This window comes from Campylobacter sp. BCW_6873 (genome assembly GCF_001762365.1).
Taxonomy (GTDB): domain Bacteria; phylum Campylobacterota; class Campylobacteria; order Campylobacterales; family Campylobacteraceae; genus Campylobacter_D; species Campylobacter_D jejuni.
In genome coordinates this window covers 41,823-56,380 of record NZ_MJWS01000033.1, presented here as the reverse complement: position 1 = coordinate 56,380, position 14,558 = coordinate 41,823, and the positions used below count along the sequence as shown (strand labels likewise).

Below are 14,558 nucleotides of genomic sequence, written 5' to 3'. Positions count from 1 at the left end.
TATTTTCCATTCTATTTTATTAATTTCTTAAATTTTAAGACAAGTTCTACATTTCCAGTGCCAATGCGTAAATCTTTAGCGATTTGTTCTATGCTTTTTCCTTCTTTGAAAAGATTTTCTATTTTTTGTTCTTCTGTATCGTAATTTGGTGTAAGTTTAGCCATGCTTTGTGCTTTTTGTTCCAAATTTAAAAGACGATTTTGTTGTTCATTTTGAAAATCTTCTATGATATGTTCCATAGTTTTTAGTGTTCTTAAAACAGGAGTGATTTTTGAACTGATTTGTTTATCAAGTTCAATCATAATTTCTTCTTTTAAAAGAGAGGTTTTATAGTCTTCATCCTCTTCGCTATCATCTTTAACTCCTAATTCTTTACGAAAATAATGAAGTTCTTTGGTAATATCTTCTATCACATTTTGAAGTTTTGCTATTTTTGCATTATTTTCTCTTTCTTTGATATTCATGTAGGCTAGCATTGCAATTAAAAGCACAATTATAAAAACTAAATAAAGTACATCATCACTCATTCTTGGCCTTTCTTATTTCTTATCATATTTCTTTGGATTTCAACAACAAAAGCATCAAAAGCCATTTTGTCTTCAGGCTTAATTTTGATAATTTTTGCCAATGTTTGACTTTGAGCTTTGATAAAAATAGCTATTTTTTGATTATTTAAATCAAATCTTAAATAATATTCTTTATCTTCTTCTAAAATAGTATCCAAAAAATTTAGATACTCAAAATTTAAAGATTCTATTACCCCTTTTTGCTTAAGTGGTATAAGTTCTTTATTTTTATCTAAAGAATTTTCAAGTCTTAAAATATCTTCTTTTAGACTTAAAAGAAGATCAAAAATAATTTTTTCACCCTCGTCAAAATCAATGCGTAAAGCAAGTTTTTTCCATTTTAAAATTTGAGAAATTGCTCCAAGTTTTAGGTATTCTCCAAGAAAACGGTTATTTTCTATTTCACAACATTCTAAATGAGCTTCAAATCCTGCTTTAAAAAGTGCTAATTCCATAATAAATCAATCCAAATAAAAATAAAAAAGATAATACTTAAATAACCATTTAGAGTAAAAAATGCTCTATCAATATGAGCAAAATTCTTATGAACAATTTTATGTTCCAAGGCTAAAATAATACCGCTTATAATTACCCCAATAAGTGCTATTTTTCCAAGTGCTACACCCCAAACTTCCCACACAAAAAGAAGCCAAAATAATACCGCTAAAATATGGCAAAAAGATGATATAAATAAAGTAGCCTTTGAACCAAATTTAGCAGGAATAGAGTGAAGTCCTATTTTTTTATCATACTCCATATCTTGTAAAGAATAAAGCAGATCAAACCCAGCTGTCCAAAAAGTTACACCTAAACATAAAATAACGCTATAAATGTGAATTTCACCCATAATTATAACACTTCCTGCAATAGGCGCAAGTCCTAAACAAAATCCTAAAACTAAATGTGCTAAAGAACTAAAGCGCTTAAAAGCTGAATAAATAGCCAATACCAAAAGCACAGGAAAAGACAAATAAAAAGCCAAGGTATTAATAAAATAAGAACATGATATAAAAATAAGTGCATTAATAATAATAAAAATCCATACACTTTTTCTACCTATTTTTCCACTGACATTAGGGCGATTTGCACAACGAGGATTATCCTTATCTATATCTTCATCCATTAAACGATTTGTAGCCATGGCAAAATTTCTTGCACTTACTGCACAAATAATGCCTAAAATCAACGCCTTAAAACCAAACCAAGCAGTGTCATTTGCAAGTTTTGATGCTACAATCATAGAGGAAAATAAAAAAGGCAAAGCAAAAATAGAATGCTTAAATACTACAAGTTCTAAAATATCTTTAAATTTTATCCAGAATGTGTTCATTTTTCTACTTTAAAATATTTTTTGCTATGATTTTACTAAAATTTTTATAAATTTTAGGATAAATATTAAAATGTTTTTTGAAATAGCATTAATAGGAACAACCGCGAGTGGAAAAACATACATAGCCAATACTTTAGCAAGAGAATTTAATGCTGTTGTTTTAAGTCTTGATAGTCTTTGTGTTTATAAAGAGATTAATATAGCAAGTGCCAAGCCTTCACAAGATGATCTTGCGAGTATAAAATACTTTGGGGTAAATTTATTGAGCGTGAATGAACATTTTAATGTTGAGTTATTCATAAGAGAATATCAAAAAGCAAAAGAATTTGCTTTAGCTAGAAATTTACCTCTAATTATAGTAGGTGGAACTGGATTTTATTTAAAAACTATGATAGATGGTTTAAGTGAAAAAACCTTAGAGTCAAAGAGTTCTTTAAATAACGATGAAATTTATGCTCTTTTATTAAATATTGATCCAAACTATAAAATAGAAAAAAATGATACTTATAGATTAAAAAAATGGCTGGGTATTTATGAGCAAACAAGAGAAATTCCTAGTGAATTTTTAAAAAGAACACAAAAAACTGGGGTGCTTAAAGATATAGAAATTTATGAGCTTGAGTGGGATAAAGAAATTTTAAAAAAACGTATTCAAACTAGAACAAAAGAAATGCTTGATAATGGACTTTTAGATGAAGCAAAAATTCTTTTTTCTAAATTTGATCATAAGCTTAAAGCATTAAATTCTATAGGTTTGAAAGAGTGTAAAGAATATTTAGATGGAGAAATTTCCTTTAAAGAGCTTGAAAATTTAATCACGATACATACTACGCAACTTGCCAAAAGACAAAGAACTTTTAATAAAAAATTTCAAAGTAAAGCCTTGGAATTTGATAAAGCTTTAGCTACTTTAAGAATGAAATTTTCAATCGAAAAATAAATGTTCTACTAGAATTTTTACTCCTAATATAATTAAAACCAATCCGCCTAAAAGTTCAGCTTTATTTTTAAGATAAATTCCAAATTTATTTCCTATTTTTAGAGCAATGATACATAAAATGAAGGTAATAATACCTATTAAAAATATGGCTAATAATAAATTTACATTTAAAAATGCAAAACTCACACCAACTGCTAGTGCATCGATACTCGTAGCAATTGCTAAAGCTAGCATGGTTTTAAAGCCAAATTGGTTGGCATTACTATCGCAATTTTCATTTTCCAATGACTCTTTGATCATTTTTAATCCTATTAAAGAAAGTAAAATAAAAGCTATCCAATGATCAATACTCGCAATAAAAGATGCAAAAGTTATACCTATAAAATAACCAATAGTTGGCATCAAGGCTTGAAATCCACCAAAATAAATTCCAACAATAAGATAATGTTTTAAATGTAGTTTTTTAACACTAAAACCTTTGCATAGTGATACAGCAAAAGCATCCATTCCTAAAGCACAGGATAAAAAAATAAGACTATAAAAATCCATAATAAATCCTAAAATTTTATAAAAAATTGAAGATGAAATTATAATCAAACAAAGATAAAAATCACATAATTTTGATATATTTAATTAAATTTTAAGAAATAAATATATATAATTCAATTTCATTTTTATTTTTTACTCCTTAAAAGTGGCCCATTCGTCTAGCGGTTAGGACATCGCCCTTTCACGGCGGTAACACGAGTTCGAGTCTCGTATGGGTCACCACTTTTTAATTTTTCTTTTAAAATAACTATTTTTTCATTTTTCTATTAAAATTTAATAAATATTAATAATTTATTTTGTAGAATACGGATAGCTTTTGATATAAGTCTATTATAGACTTATATCAAGGCTGGGCATTATTGAGCTGGTGTTTGCTCTTTTGTTTTTTTGTGAGTTTTAGCTTCATGTTTTTTATCAGCTTTAGCTTTTGAATGATGAGCTTTTGTATGTGTTTGATTCACATCGCTTGGAGTATTAGCTGCAAAAACATTAGCTACGAGAGCACCTAGTAATGCTGAGATTAGTACAACTTTTTTCATATTTTCCTCCTTATGAATAATTTTTAGTTGCAAATTAATTGTAATTATTAAAAACCAACAAATAGATATTTTTTGTAAAAATATTTCAAAAAAATATAATTTTTTATATACATTTAAATTATTATTAAAATATATTATAAATATATCTTATTTTATTTAGATTAAATAAATAGAAATTTTACCCACTAAGCTTTTAAGATATTTTTACTCTTTTTAATATTATTATGGTAATATTTTCAATATCAAACTAAAAATAAAGGAGAAATTATGTTTGAATTAAGAAAATTACCTTATGATACCAATGCTTTTGGTGATTTTTTGAGTGCTGAAACTTTTAGCTATCATCATGGAAAACATCACAATACTTATGTTACAAATCTAAATAATCTTATTAAAGATACTGAATTTGCAGGTAAAGATCTTGTAAGTATTATCAAAACTTCAAATGGGGGCGTATTTAATAACGCAGCTCAAGTTTATAATCATGATTTTTATTTTGATTGCATTAAGCCAAGTACAGGCTGTGGTTGTGGCGGTTCATGTCAAAGTATAGATGCTAATTTACAAGCGGCACTAGAAAAAGAATTTGGATCTTTAGAAAATTTCAAAGCTGAATTCATCAAAGGTGCTACAGGAGTTTTTGGTTCAGGATGGTTTTGGTTAGTTTATAATACTAAAAATCAAAAACTAGAATTTGTAGGCACTTCAAACGCAGCTACACCGATTACTGAAGATAAAGTTCCTTTACTTGTTGTAGATGTTTGGGAACATGCTTATTATGTAGATCATCGTAATGCACGCCCTGCTTATTTAGAGAAATTCTATGCTCATATCAATTGGGAATTTGTTGCAAAAGCTTATGAATGGGCTTTAAAAGAAGGTATGGGATCAGTTAGTTTTTATGCAAATGAACTTCACCCTGTAAAATAATTTTAATCCTTTTTGTGTTAGAATGAATTTTGGCTTAATGTCAAAATTCTATACGAAAAGGAGCAAAAAATGGATAATTCCTTATCTGCATATACTCAAAAATATGACAAAGAAGGTTATGGACTTCAATATCCTGATGGTCATGTTATAAGATTTTACGAGAGAATCTTAAAATACAAACTAAGTAAAACAAGTGGAAAATTACTTGATTTTGGTTGTGGAAATGGAGTGCATTCTAAGTATTTTAAAAATATAACGGGGGGGGGGTATAGAGCCTTATGGCATTGATATAGTTCCTAGTTTAAAAAAAGTTTGGGAAAAAGATCCTTGCTTAGATTCTAAAAATTTTCACATCATATCTCCTAATTCTAGCTTTAAAAAACTCTTCAATACAAAAATGGATTTTATATTTGCAAATCAAAGCTTATATTATCTTACAAAACAAGCTTTTAAAGAAGCTGTGCAAGAATTTTATGAACTATGCAATGAAGGAGCTATTATATTTGCAACTATGATGAGTGATAAAGGCTATAGTATGTATGAAAGAGGAGAACTTATGGATAATGGCTTACGTGAAGTAAAAGGATGTCCAAGTGGTAGATTGAGCGGTTCTTCATATATACGCTTTACTAAAGACATAGAAGAATTAAAAGAAGATTTTAAACCTTTTAAACCTTTATTTTGGGGAGATTATGAATTAATTAATCTATATAATTTTGAAGGCAGTGTGGAGCACTTTATTTATATAGGACAAAAGTAAGTGCTCTAGCACTTACTCTCCTAAGCTTGGAGTCATTTCGATAATCTTCCAAGGAAGTCCTTGAGAATTCAGCTCTTCCATAAAAGGCTTAGCGTCAAATTCTTCCATATTAAACACGCCTTTTCCTTGCCAAATCCCTTTAGCGATTAATTTCGTACCTATCATAGCAGGAACACCTGTAGTATAGCTCACAGCTTGTGCACCAGTTTCTTTATAACATTCTTCATGATTGCAAACATTATAAATATAAACTTGCTTGTCTTTTCCATCTTTTTTACCACGAATCACACAACCTATATTGGTATAACCTTTAGTGCGTGGTCCCAAACTTGCAGGATCAGGAAGTAAGGTTTTTAAAAATTCTATAGGAATGATTTCTTTTCCTTGGTGCATCACAGGTTTAATCCCTAGCATTCCAACATTTTCAAGGCATTTCATATGAGTTAAATAACTTTGTCCAAAAGTCATAAAAAAGCGTATTCTTTTTAAACCTTTGATATTTTTTACCAAGCTTTCAAGTTCTTCATGATAAAGCAAATAGCTATCTTTCACACCTACTTCTGGATAATCCCACTCCATTTTTATTTCCATAGGCTCTGTTTCTATCCACTTGCCATTTTCCCAATAACGCCCTTTAGCAGAAACCTCACGTAGATTGATTTCAGGGTTGAAATTGGTCGCAAAAGCATAGCCATGATCACCCGCATTGCAATCTAAAATATCTATATAAGAAATTTCATCAAATAAATTTTGCTGTGCATAAGCACAAAAAACATTAGTTACACCAGGATCAAATCCACTTCCTAAAAGTCCTAAAATTCCTGCTTGTTTAAACTCATCATTTCTCGCCCATTGCTCTTTGTATTCAAATTTAGCTAAATCAGGATGTTCATAATTTGCCGTATCTATATAATCAATCCCTGCTTTTATACAAGCATCCATTAAACTCAAATCTTGATAAGGCAAAGCAACATTGAGTAAAATTTGCGCTCCTATTTTCTTGATAAGTTCTACAACCGCATTGCTATCATCAGCATCAATTTGCGCTGTTTCAATTTGAACCCCTAAACGCTCTTTGATAAAAGTAGCGATTTCATCACATTTGCTTTTTGTTCTACTAGCTAAAGTGATTTTGCTAAAAGTATCAGAATTCATTGCGCATTTTACAGTAGCCACACGACTTACTCCACCTGCGCCTATGATTAAAAGATTTTTCATGAAATTTGTCCTTAAAAGATTTTTAGGAATTTTAACTAAAAATTGATAATATCAAAATTTATTTTTTCTTCTAAGTTATAATTTGAGCTTAATAACATAAAAAATTCTATATTTTTATATCTTAACTTAAGTCTATAAAAAGCCCCTAAAAATTCTTTTTGTAAAATTTTAGCCTCAAAGCGATTTCCTATTTTAAGTTCTGCATAACCAAAAATATAATTTTTTGAAGCTATCCAAGCAAAAAATTCATCTTCTAAATCAAGTTTTTCTTCTATGATATTTAAATCAGGTAAAATTTGCGCACTTTTAAAATCAGGCTTAAAATAAAGCTCTTTAGGATTTGCATGAGCTAAAATTTTTCCTTTTTCTAAAAAAGCGATTTGATCAGACATACAATAAGCATCTTCAATATCATGAGTTACCATAATAGCCGTAATGCCTTGATTTTCTATCATTTTTTTCAATTCTCTTCTTAAATCCTGTTTTAAATTTTGATCCAAATTAGAAAAAGGTTCATCTAAAAGCAAAAGCTGACATCCTCTTGCTATAGCTCTAGCAAAAGCCACTCTTTGCGCTTGCCCTCCTGAAATTTCATCGATTTTTTTATATCTTAAATCTTCAATTTCAAAAGTTTTAAGCAAATGATTTAAAATTTGATTTTTATCTTTTTTATCGTAAAGTGCAAAAAGTATGTTTTTCTCAACATTTAAATGAGGAAATAAAGCATAATTTTGAAACATCAAAGCCACTTCACCTTTGCAAGAAAACAAATCATAAGAACTAGCTTGTTCAAGCTTAGCAATAATCCTTAAAAGCGTGCTTTTTCCACTTCCACTACCTCCTAAAATGCTTAAAAATTCTCCTTCTTTGATATGAAGATTGATATTTTCTAAAGCTTGTATTTTTCCGAAATTTTTAGATAAATTTTTAATTTCTAACATCATCTTTCCTTGTGATTTTATCCATCCAAACAACAACCATTAAAGAAAGAAAAACGATAAACAAGGAAGGCAAAGCTGCATCATAAATTCTTTCATCACTTGCAAACCAGAAAGCTTTAACACTTAAAGTTTCAAAGCCAAAAGGTGCTAAAATTCTACTTAAAGGAAGTTCTTTAATCGTATCAATAAAAACAATAATAAAAGCCAAAAATAAAAAATGTTTCATTAAAGGTGTGTGAATTTTAAAAAATAAAATAAAATAACTCGTTCTTAAATTTAAACTTGCTTCATCAATATTTAGATGAATTTTATTATATCCTCCCTCTAAAGAATAAATTGCACTCGCTAAAAAACGAATTATATAAGCAAAAACAAGAACAAGTAAAGAATTTTCCAATAAACTCATGTGAAAAAATTTATCCAAAAATACAAAAAGCACTATAATGCTAATCCCTAAAGCAGCAGCAGGTATAGAATAACCCAAAGAACTTATTTTTAAAATAAATAAATTAAAAAAATGATTTTTAACTATCCTAGAGCTAAACATCAAAAAATAAGCTAAAAAAGTGGTAATTAAAGCAGTGATTAAAGCTAAGATTATAGTTTGAAAACTGATAATATAAAATTGCGATTCAAAAAGCTTATGATCTTTTAGTCCCCAATAAACTAGCCAAATAAAAGGTAAAATAAAACCTACAAAAGCAATCATAAAACAATAAATACAGGATAGAATTTGTTTAATAGGATTTAATTTTCTTTTTTTGATAAAAAGAGCTAAATTTTGATTAAAACTATAATGATGTTTATTTTTATAATAATAATCCACATACATAATCAAAAATACAAAAAGCATTAAAATACCCGATAAAACACTAGAAGAATAAGAATCATTCAAATCATACCAGAGTTTAAAAATTCCAGCCGAAAAAGTATCCACTCCCAAATAAGCACTTGCACCATAATCACTCAAAGTTTCCATTAAAACCAATAAAGCTCCAGAAAAAATGGCAGGTCTTGCACTCAAAAGTGCCACGCGTGTAAAAATTCTAAATTCAGAATATTTCATGATTTTAGCTACTTCATAAGCCTCTTTAGCTTCACTTTTAAAAGCTGTTTTAGCAAATAAATAAATATAAGGATATAAAGAAATAGCCAAAACAAAAATAACACCATAATGATTGAAAAAATCTATCCTAAAGCCAAAATTTTCATGAAAAAATCCTTGAAAATCCATAATTCCCACATAAACAAAGGCTAAAATATAAGCAGGTATGGCCAAGGGTAAAATGAGTAATTTTTCTAAAATTTTACAGAAATAAAAATCATAATTTGCGATCAAATAAGCAGAACTCACACCCAAAATCAAGCTTAAACACAATACTCCCACGCTAATTATAAAAGTATCTTTGATGAATTTTAAAAATAAATAATCAAAAAAATGACTCAAATTTTCTTTAATAGATGAAAATTGGGTTAAATCACTTGTGTTAAAATTTTGAAATAAAATATAAAAAAGTTCAGCAAAAATACCAAAAATAGGCAAAGCAAGAAAAAGGGCAAGTAAAATTGCCCCGAGTTTATAGTATTTTAAGGTTTTATACATTATCTAAAACCGACTTCATCGTAAATTTTAACAGCTTCTTTAATATTTTCTGCTATCTTACTCACAGGAATTTGATCTTCTTTAAAAGTTCCAAAATCCTTTACCGTTTGGCTTAATTCTACATCATTTCTTATAGGAAATTCATAATTACTATCAGTAAGAATTTTTTGAATTTCAGGACTTAACATAAATTCCATAAATTTTTTAGCCGCATCTTGATTTTTACTTGATTTTGTCATAGCAATACCGCTAATGTTAATATGCGTTCCTCTATTGTCTTGATTAGGAAAAATAATACCCAAAGAATTCCCCACTTCTACATCTTTTGGATTTTTAGAATTCTTTAAAAGCCCTATATAATAAGTATTCATAACTGCAAATTTAGCTTTGCCTGCAAATACTTGTCTGGCTTGATCTCTATCCCCACCCTTTGGGTTTGTCGCAAGATTCTCAAGTACACCTTTAGCCCATGCTTTAGCCTCTTTACTTCCATCATTAGCTATAATAGATGCTAAAAGAGTTTTGCTATAAGGAGCTGTAGCACTTCTCATGACAATTTCTCCTTTAAATTCAGCTTTTGCTAAATCTTCATAATTTTTCATTTTGATAATGTCGATATTTGCGTTTTTATTGTAAGCAATAATTCTTGCTCTTTTTGTAATCGCAAACCATTCTTTATCCTTATCTCTTAAATGAGCAGGTATAAATTCTTCTAAATATTTTGATGAAACAGGGGATAAAAGTCCTAAATTTTTAGCTTCTGTAAGATTTGAAATATCAGCTGTGATGAAAATATCAGCAGGAGAGTTATTTCCTTCAAGAGAAAGCCTTTTAATAAGTTCTGAAGCTTTAGCTTGAGTATGATTGACCTTAATGCCTGTTTTTTCTTCGAATTTTTTTATGATTTCAAAATCAGCATCATAATGTCTTGCTGAGTAAATATTAAGCTCGCTAGCACCTAACAATGAAAAAGCCGTTAAAAACATAAAGAAGATTTTTTTCATATTTTATCCTTTATTGAGAATTATACTTGGTTTTATTAAGATCTTTAAAATCAGTATGAGAATGTTCAGAGCAAGCAAAAGCAAAGCCAACGCATAGTAAAAATAAAATTATTTTTTTTCATAGACATTAATTCCTTTTTTAGATATTTTGATAAGAAATATTAATATTAAAAAGTAAATATGACGTAATATTTATATTTTTATATTTCTTTAAAGAATAAAGAGGTTTATTTTTGACACATATATTGATAAATTTATGATTTTTAATAAACTCTTGATTAAATAAAGTTGATTAAAATTTTTCTTTTAAAAGGTGGTAGCATGTTTTCTTCATTTTTTAAAAGTAAAAAATGGGCTTTATGGGCTTATTTAGGACTTTTTTTACTCTTATTTTTTCTTTTTATTCAAACAAGTCTTAATGTTGCTATAAATTCATGGTATAGTGATTTTTACAATGTTTTACAAAAGCCAAAAATAGAACTTTTGGATTCTAATTCTACGCAAAAAATAGAAACTAATTTCGAAAATAATGCCACTTTAATCCAAGAGGCTAATCAAAGAGCTGAGCAAAATTTCCAAAAAGCTAATTTTATCAATAAAGGCGCATTGTATTATTATCAAAATTTATTAGAATATTTTTTCAACTCTAGGGCTATGATTGAAAAGCCAAATTATTCAGCAAATGATTTTTATGCTTTGATTTTAGTTTTTTTGGCTATTGCTATTCCTTATGTTTTAATCGCTACGATTAATATCTATTTTGCTAGTGTCTATGCTTTTAAGTGGCGTGAGGCTATGACTTTTTCTTATTTAAAATTTTGGAAAAATAAAGATGACAATATAGAAGGAAGTTCGCAAAGAATTCAAGAAGATACTTATAATTTTTCCAAAATCGTAGAGAGTTTAGGACTTAGTTTTATAAAAGCTTTGATGACCCTTGTAGCATTTATTCCGATTTTATGGAGTTTAAGTGATGTTGTGAGTAAAGCTTTATTTGCAAATTTAAGCGAAAATTCTTCTTTTTATTTTTTAAAAAATATTGATGGTTTGCTTGTTTATGTTGCACTTTTGATTTCTTTAGGAGGCTTGGTTGTGTCATGGTTTGTAGGTATTAAACTTCCTGGACTTGAATATAACAATCAAAAAGCTGAAGCAGCTTTTAGAAAAGAGCTTGTTTATGCTGAGGATAATCGCAAAGAATACGCTAAAAATGAGACTATGATAGAGCTTTTTACAGGGCTTAAATTTAACTATAAAAGACTTTTTTTACATTATGGATATTTTAATATTTGGCTCATTTTATTTGAGCAAATGATAGTTATAGTGCCATTTTTAATCATGGCACCAGGGCTTTTTGCTGGAGCTATAGGACTTGGTATTGTAATGCAGATTAACAATGCTTTTGATCAAGTACGAAGCTCTTTTAGTGTTTTTATCACAAACTGGACAACTATCACTCAACTTAGAAGTATATATAAGCGTTTAAAAGAATTTGAGAAAAATATTTCTTATAAGTCTTAGTTTTTTCTTATAAAATACAAGAAAAAATTCAAATATTAAATTTACTTTTAATTGTGTATAATAAGGTTTAATAATATTTTATTTCTTAAGGAGCTTCATTGGACCCCAGTCAGGTTTTGGATTTAAACCAAACTTCTACAGCATCTTTTGATGCAGGATATTCTATACTTATGGTTGTTGTTGCACTTGCTCTAGTGTTTTTAAATGGTTTTTTTGTTTTGTCTGAATTTAGTATTGTTAAAGTACGTCGTTCCAAGCTTGAAGAGATGGTAAAAGAAAAAAAAGCTGGTGCCAAGAAAGCTTTGGAGGTTACTTCAAGACTTGATACTTATCTTAGTGCTTGTCAATTAGGAATCACTTTAAGTTCTCTAGCTCTTGGTTGGATAGGTGAGCCTGCTATTGCAAAAATGCTAGAAATTCCGCTTATTAATCTTGGTTTTAGCACTGTTATTATCCATACTATAGCTTTTATTATTGCTTTTAGTATTATTACTCTTTTACATGTGGTTTTAGGAGAACTTGTGCCAAAAAGTATAGCTATTGCAGTTGCAGATAAAGCGGTTTTATTTATAGCTAGACCTCTTCATTGGTTTTGGATACTCTTTTTGCCTTGTATTAAAATTTTCGATTTTTTAGCAGCTATAAGTTTGAAACTTTTTGGAATAAAACCTGCTAAAGAAAGCGAGCTAACTCATAGCGAAGAAGAAATTAAAATCATAGCAAGTGAGAGTCAAAAAGGTGGAGTTTTAGATGAATTTGAAACAGAGATCATACGCAATGCTGTTGATTTTTCAGATACTGTTGCTAAAGAGATTATGACTCCTAGAAAAGATATGATTTGTCTAAATAAACAAAAAAGTTACGAAGAAAATATGCAAATCATTTGTGAATATAAACATACTCGCTTTCCTTATATTGACGGTTCTAAAGATACTATTTTAGGGATGATACACATACGAGATATAATACAAAATGAATTAAGCCATAAAAGTCAAAATTTAGATACTTTTGTTAAACCTTTGATTTTGGTTCCTGAAAATATCAGTATTTCAAAAGTACTTGTAATGATGAATAAAGAACGCTCTCATACTGCATTAGTAGTTGATGAGTATGGTGGAACTGCTGGAATTTTAACCATGGAAGATATCATGGAAGAAATTATTGGCGAAATTAAAAGCGAGCATGAAGAAGACAGCTATAAAAAACTTGCTGAAAATATCTATGAATTTCAAGGACGATGCGATATAGAAACTGTTGAAGAAATGCTTGTAATAAACTATGATGAGGATTTAGAACAAGTTACTATAGGTGGATATGTATTTAATCTTTTAGGACGCTTGCCTATGGTAGGAGATCGCATTGAAGATGAACTTTGTTACTATGAAGTTAAAAAAATGGACGGGAATTCTATAGAGCGTGTTAAGGTGGTTAAAAAAACAAATAAAGATGAAGAATAAGCCTCTTTAGGCTTATTTCTTTTTGTAAATTTGGTTTTTAATTTCTATACACTCAAAACCTTTTTTATCTAGTGTAACTACGCGTAAATATCCACCACCATCTATTTTACCCTCGCATAAAAATACTCTTTTGGCTATTTTCATAGGAAGTTTTTCTTTATTTCTGTGTCCAAAGATTTGATAAAGATTGTCCGAGGTGAAATTACAAAATTGATTTGCTACTTTTTGACTGTCTTCATATCCACCTACACCATAAATAAAATCATGGCTTGGTATAAAACTTATTTTTTCAGGTTTGGAGGGTATAAAATTTACTCCTCCATGTGAACAAAATATGAATTTATTTTGGAATTTGTAGTATAAACATTCTTTTAGATGAGGATAGAGTTTTCTAGCATCTCTTGGAGTAAGTTTTTCTTTTCTAAAGTCCTTTAAAGTATTTTCATTAAATTCTTTGGAATTTGACAATTCTCCATTAGCCCATTTTATAAGATGTCTTTCGTGATTTCCTTCTAATAAGCATACATTTTCTTTTTCGCAAATTTTTAAAAGAAATTTTATTACTTTGCCATTTTCTATACCTCTGTTGATATAATCTCCCAAAAATATATAAAATTCATCTTCTTTGATTGTTTTAATGTATTCTTTTAAAACACTATAACAACCTTGTAAATCTCCTATATGATGAATTTTTTTATATTTGCTTAAATTTGGCATTTGGTAAAGACATTTTTTCCAGTCGCTCGAGTCTAAAATTGGGTATTTTTTTGGATTTTTTTTGAGTAAATCTTGAGTTTTTTCCAAAAGAGCATAAGGGATGATATATCCATTTTTTTTAGCTTCTAAAAGATTTTTTTCTTGACATTGTTTTAAAGAGCTATCAAAAACAATAACATACATTTTATAGCGATATTGTTTAGCTAAGTCTTTGTAAATTTTTAATGTTTCATTGTAAGCGTTTATGATGCAAAACTCACCTTTTTGCATACGCATTTCTAGAAGTTTGAGTAAAATTTTACTCAAATCTTCATCATTTTTAACATTTAAAATTTTATATTCACTGACTATATTTTTAACGCTTCCTGATAAAAGACGCAAAGCATTTAAATCAAGTGTATAATTTTGAAGTTTATTATTTTTGATAAATTCTTCTTGTCCTGCGTAATAATTCCCTCTTAAAACAAGTAAGATTCGCACATT

Annotated in this window: 16 protein-coding genes, 1 tRNA gene and 1 pseudogene; 7 read left to right on the top strand and 11 right to left on the bottom strand. The window is 28.5% G+C overall.

Annotated features, from left to right (window positions below):
• Nucleotides 1-11 precede the first annotated feature (11 nt).
• Genes AJ932_RS01815 through mqnP form a run of 3 tightly spaced genes read right to left on the bottom strand, consistent with a single transcriptional unit; the run spans nt 12 to nt 1,896 of the window.
• Nucleotides 12-527 carry a DUF6115 domain-containing protein gene (locus tag AJ932_RS01815; RefSeq protein WP_002851715.1) on the bottom strand — a complete coding sequence of 172 codons (516 nt, stop codon included), beginning with the start codon at nt 525-527 and terminating at the stop codon, nt 12-14.
• A complete protein-coding gene (locus tag AJ932_RS01810; protein WP_002851641.1) occupies nt 524-1,021 on the bottom strand; it encodes a hypothetical protein in 498 nt (165 codons plus the stop codon). The genes AJ932_RS01815 and AJ932_RS01810 overlap by 4 nt, the downstream gene beginning before the upstream one ends.
• Nucleotides 1,012-1,896 carry a menaquinone biosynthesis prenyltransferase MqnP gene (gene mqnP / locus AJ932_RS01805; RefSeq protein ID WP_002851905.1) on the bottom strand — a complete coding sequence of 295 codons (885 nt, stop codon included), beginning with the start codon at nt 1,894-1,896 and terminating at the stop codon, nt 1,012-1,014. Before mqnP ends, AJ932_RS01810 begins: the two co-directional genes overlap by 10 nt.
• A gap of 70 nt (nt 1,897-1,966) precedes the next feature.
• Between mqnP and miaA the strand changes: the two genes are divergently transcribed.
• Nucleotides 1,967-2,836, top strand: a complete 870-nt coding sequence (gene miaA / locus AJ932_RS01800; RefSeq protein WP_070233486.1) for a tRNA (adenosine(37)-N6)-dimethylallyltransferase MiaA — start codon at nt 1,967-1,969, stop codon at nt 2,834-2,836.
• Here the strand turns inward: miaA and AJ932_RS01795 are convergent.
• Entirely contained in the window at nt 2,822-3,385 is a 564-nt protein-coding gene (locus tag AJ932_RS01795) for a manganese efflux pump MntP family protein (protein WP_070210601.1), read from the bottom strand. The two genes, miaA and AJ932_RS01795, sit on opposite strands and share 15 nt — an antisense overlap.
• A 147-nt stretch (nt 3,386-3,532) precedes the next feature.
• On the opposite strand from AJ932_RS01795, the gene AJ932_RS01790 reads away from it, so the two are divergent.
• Nucleotides 3,533-3,607: transfer RNA gene (locus tag AJ932_RS01790), tRNA-Glu, on the top strand.
• A gap of 134 nt (nt 3,608-3,741) precedes the next feature.
• Here the strand turns inward: AJ932_RS01790 and AJ932_RS01785 are convergent.
• Complete coding sequence (locus AJ932_RS01785; protein ID WP_070210602.1) at nt 3,742-3,924, bottom strand: hypothetical protein; 183 nt, start codon at nt 3,922-3,924, stop codon at nt 3,742-3,744.
• Between the two features lie 267 nt (nt 3,925-4,191).
• Between AJ932_RS01785 and sodB the strand changes: the two genes are divergently transcribed.
• The 3 genes from sodB (at nt 4,192) to AJ932_RS10730 (ending at nt 5,614) form a co-directional block, all read left to right on the top strand.
• Nucleotides 4,192-4,854 (top strand): superoxide dismutase [Fe], encoded by a 663-nt coding sequence (gene sodB / locus AJ932_RS01780; RefSeq protein ID WP_002851662.1) that lies wholly within the window; start codon nt 4,192-4,194, stop codon nt 4,852-4,854.
• Nucleotides 4,855-4,923: 69 nt separating this feature from the next.
• Complete coding sequence (locus AJ932_RS10735) at nt 4,924-5,142, top strand: hypothetical protein (RefSeq protein WP_002857297.1); 219 nt, start codon at nt 4,924-4,926, stop codon at nt 5,140-5,142.
• Between the two features lie 109 nt (nt 5,143-5,251).
• On the top strand, nt 5,252-5,614 hold the full coding sequence (locus AJ932_RS10730) for a hypothetical protein (protein WP_002870694.1): 363 nt from the start codon (nt 5,252-5,254) through the stop codon (nt 5,612-5,614).
• A 12-nt stretch (nt 5,615-5,626) separates the two neighbouring features.
• Here the strand turns inward: AJ932_RS10730 and AJ932_RS01765 are convergent, their stop codons facing one another.
• The 5 genes and pseudogenes from AJ932_RS01765 to AJ932_RS01745 all read right to left on the bottom strand — a co-directional run bounded on the left by AJ932_RS01765 (nt 5,627) and on the right by AJ932_RS01745 (nt 10,492).
• Complete coding sequence (locus AJ932_RS01765) at nt 5,627-6,832, bottom strand: saccharopine dehydrogenase family protein (RefSeq protein ID WP_070278505.1); 1,206 nt, start codon at nt 6,830-6,832, stop codon at nt 5,627-5,629.
• 35 nt (nt 6,833-6,867) lie between these two features.
• Nucleotides 6,868-7,776 (bottom strand): ABC transporter ATP-binding protein, encoded by a 909-nt coding sequence (locus AJ932_RS01760; RefSeq protein ID WP_083261777.1) that lies wholly within the window; start codon nt 7,774-7,776, stop codon nt 6,868-6,870.
• Entirely contained in the window at nt 7,760-9,376 is a 1,617-nt protein-coding gene (locus AJ932_RS01755) for an ABC transporter permease (protein ID WP_070278506.1), read from the bottom strand. Before AJ932_RS01755 ends, AJ932_RS01760 begins: the two co-directional genes overlap by 17 nt.
• Entirely contained in the window at nt 9,376-10,380 is a 1,005-nt protein-coding gene (locus tag AJ932_RS01750) for a Fe(3+) ABC transporter substrate-binding protein (RefSeq protein ID WP_070278508.1), read from the bottom strand. The genes AJ932_RS01755 and AJ932_RS01750 overlap by 1 nt, the downstream gene beginning before the upstream one ends.
• Nucleotides 10,377-10,492, bottom strand: a pseudogene (locus AJ932_RS01745) (hypothetical protein). Before AJ932_RS01745 ends, AJ932_RS01750 begins: the two are co-directional and overlap by 4 nt.
• 209 nt (nt 10,493-10,701) lie before the next feature.
• Here AJ932_RS01745 and AJ932_RS01740 point away from each other — a divergent pair.
• Together AJ932_RS01740 and AJ932_RS01735 are read left to right on the top strand one after the other, a co-directional pair.
• Nucleotides 10,702-11,901 (top strand): putative transporter, encoded by a 1,200-nt coding sequence (locus tag AJ932_RS01740; RefSeq protein WP_070210606.1) that lies wholly within the window; start codon nt 10,702-10,704, stop codon nt 11,899-11,901.
• 98 nt (nt 11,902-11,999) lie between these two features.
• Complete coding sequence (locus tag AJ932_RS01735; protein WP_002880941.1) at nt 12,000-13,358, top strand: hemolysin family protein; 1,359 nt, start codon at nt 12,000-12,002, stop codon at nt 13,356-13,358.
• Between the two features lie 12 nt (nt 13,359-13,370).
• Here AJ932_RS01735 and AJ932_RS01730 read toward each other — a convergent pair whose 3' ends face one another.
• Entirely contained in the window at nt 13,371-14,555 is a 1,185-nt protein-coding gene (locus tag AJ932_RS01730) for a metallophosphoesterase (protein ID WP_002854511.1), read from the bottom strand.
• Between the last annotated feature and the right edge of the window lie 3 nt (nt 14,556-14,558).

What these genes read in the sequence shown, in the direction of transcription:
- AJ932_RS01810 (WP_002851641.1), bottom strand. Translation starts at nt 1,021, where the DNA reads ATGGAATTAGCACTTTTTAAAGCAGGATTTGAAGCTCATTTAGAATGT.
- sodB (WP_002851662.1), top strand. Translation starts at nt 4,192, where the DNA reads ATGTTTGAATTAAGAAAATTACCTTATGATACCAATGCTTTTGGTGAT.
- AJ932_RS01760 (WP_083261777.1), bottom strand. Translation starts at nt 7,776, where the DNA reads ATGATGTTAGAAATTAAAAATTTATCTAAAAATTTCGGAAAAATACAA.
- AJ932_RS10730 (WP_002870694.1), top strand. Translation starts at nt 5,252, where the DNA reads ATGGATTTTATATTTGCAAATCAAAGCTTATATTATCTTACAAAACAA.
- AJ932_RS01755 (WP_070278506.1), bottom strand. Translation starts at nt 9,376, where the DNA reads ATGTATAAAACCTTAAAATACTATAAACTCGGGGCAATTTTACTTGCC.
- AJ932_RS01815 (WP_002851715.1), bottom strand. Translation starts at nt 527, where the DNA reads ATGAGTGATGATGTACTTTATTTAGTTTTTATAATTGTGCTTTTAATT.
- AJ932_RS01785 (WP_070210602.1), bottom strand. Translation starts at nt 3,924, where the DNA reads ATGAAAAAAGTTGTACTAATCTCAGCATTACTAGGTGCTCTCGTAGCT.
- AJ932_RS01765 (WP_070278505.1), bottom strand. Translation starts at nt 6,832, where the DNA reads ATGAAAAATCTTTTAATCATAGGCGCAGGTGGAGTAAGTCGTGTGGCT.
- AJ932_RS01795 (WP_070210601.1), bottom strand. Translation starts at nt 3,385, where the DNA reads ATGGATTTTTATAGTCTTATTTTTTTATCCTGTGCTTTAGGAATGGAT.
- miaA (WP_070233486.1), top strand. Translation starts at nt 1,967, where the DNA reads ATGTTTTTTGAAATAGCATTAATAGGAACAACCGCGAGTGGAAAAACA.
- AJ932_RS10735 (WP_002857297.1), top strand. Translation starts at nt 4,924, where the DNA reads ATGGATAATTCCTTATCTGCATATACTCAAAAATATGACAAAGAAGGT.
- AJ932_RS01750 (WP_070278508.1), bottom strand. Translation starts at nt 10,380, where the DNA reads ATGAAAAAAATCTTCTTTATGTTTTTAACGGCTTTTTCATTGTTAGGT.
- mqnP (WP_002851905.1), bottom strand. Translation starts at nt 1,896, where the DNA reads ATGAACACATTCTGGATAAAATTTAAAGATATTTTAGAACTTGTAGTA.
- AJ932_RS01740 (WP_070210606.1), top strand. Translation starts at nt 10,702, where the DNA reads ATGTTTTCTTCATTTTTTAAAAGTAAAAAATGGGCTTTATGGGCTTAT.